Here is a 564-nt window from a genome sequence, read left to right as displayed (position 1 = left end):
GTAGCCACGCATGTCGGCTGGAAGTCCATCCAGTGCATCTTCTCCGCGTTCAATAATCAGCTCAAGTAGCCCTAGCTGCTCAAAGTCCATCAGCGTTTCACTAGGATCGGCATCCACCCAAAGATCTAGCATCTGCCGCATACCTGGCTCGAACTGCTTCATATCCACGAGATCGCCACTGGCTATTTTGATTTCATCGCGAACTTTCGAGTAAAACTCAACTTCGAGGCGGATTTTCTCTGCCTGCTGCTCACTATAGCCAGCATCTGTCAGTTCACCTGCCAGACCAGTGAAAGTGCGGATAAGCCTCGCCACAGATTGATAAAGTGTTAGTCGTAACGCTTCTTTCTCGGATAATTGTTCGGCTACTGCACCGGGTTCACCACAGAAATAGTGCTGATAATCTAGCTGATGTCGTGGCATCCTAACTGGTTCGCAAAGAGTGCGAACTGCATCAAGCGCGCCATCCAAATCAATTTTGGCCTGTTGCAAACGATCTTTCAGTAATCCGGCTACATCTTCTTTGTCGTAACCATCAAAAGCTTCTGCGGTGTAGTCCTGAAC

1 pseudogene is annotated in these 564 nt (G+C 48.8%); it reads right to left on the bottom strand.

Annotated elements, in window-relative coordinates:
- Positions 1-564: pseudogene (locus K5E19_RS23585) on the bottom strand (DUF3387 domain-containing protein); the annotation flags it as partial.

It is taken from the genome of Enterobacter sp. RIT637 (genome assembly GCF_019718755.1).
GTDB lineage: Bacteria > Pseudomonadota > Gammaproteobacteria > Enterobacterales > Enterobacteriaceae > Enterobacter.
This window is presented reverse-complemented; position numbering and strand designations above follow the sequence as displayed.